Here is a 958-nt window from a genome sequence, read left to right on the forward strand (position 1 = left end):
TTTTTTTACTTGTTCTTTTATCTTTATACTTCGTTGTTTTCAAAATTTACTTGGTCACGTAGCAAGCTACACTCCCTTCGATAAATTTCTTAACGCCTTGCCTAAAAATAAAATTACTACGTAAAAAAAATAACTTGAAATCGTATTTCAACTAATCAAGGTTGAACTCGTCGCTATCTCTATATAAAAGATAGGGAGTTCTGGTTTTTCGCCGGATTCAAAATACAAGAACACTTGAATGTGTTTTTAGTTTGTTTATCTAAAGATAAACAAAAGATATTAAGAACTTTTAAATTTTGATTTAACTTAATTACAGCCTGAGCTGTTTTGTTTTACTTTTTAAAAAGTAAAAATAAATTAAGCTAAATCAGTCAGCTTTCCAAATTGTTAAAGAGCAATATAAAACCATTAACATAGTTAATGATAAAATACTTTTTAAGCATTTTCAGACACAAAAAATCCGAACCTAGGTCAATTTCTTGAACTGGTTTGGAATCCTTCCAAAAATATTTAAAGAGTATATCCATATAAATGAAATGGTGGGCGATACCGGGCTCGAACCAGTGACCCCCTCCTTGTAAGGGAGGTGCTCTCCCAACTGAGCTAATCGCCCACATAATATTTCAACTCGCTTCTGACTCTATCAGAAGCAAACCCATTCTCTGTGGAAAGAATGGTGGGTCGTGCAGGATTCGAACCTGCGACCAATTGATTAAAAGTCAACTGCTCTACCAACTGAGCTAACGACCCATATTTTTCTTCTTAGAGGAGGCAAGTTGTAAGGACGTTTATAGTCTATAAACGACGTCAACTTAACAAACTGTAAGGAGAAAATGGTATCCCGTAGGGGAGTCGAACCCCTGTTACCGCCGTGAAAGGGCGGTGTCCTAGGCCTCTAGACGAACGGGACACTATGAAGGTGTGGGCACCTTCAAATCTCTTTATTTTCAACCTTCGC

3 tRNA genes are annotated in these 958 nt (G+C 36.5%); all 3 read right to left on the minus strand.

The features are described 5' to 3' along the window. Positions 1 to 537: 537 nt before the first annotated feature. Positions 538 to 613, minus strand: a tRNA-Val gene (locus tag BTO22_RS14635). 61 nt (positions 614 to 674) lie between these two features. After that, a tRNA-Lys gene (locus BTO22_RS14640) sits at positions 675 to 750 on the minus strand. An 84-nt stretch (positions 751 to 834) separates the two neighbouring features. Then, positions 835 to 910: transfer RNA gene (locus BTO22_RS14645), tRNA-Glu, on the minus strand. Positions 911 to 958: the final 48 nt, after the last annotated feature.

Origin of the sequence: Aliivibrio sifiae, from assembly GCF_002954705.1 — a bacterium.
In the GTDB taxonomy this organism is placed as follows: domain Bacteria; phylum Pseudomonadota; class Gammaproteobacteria; order Enterobacterales; family Vibrionaceae; genus Aliivibrio; species Aliivibrio sifiae_A.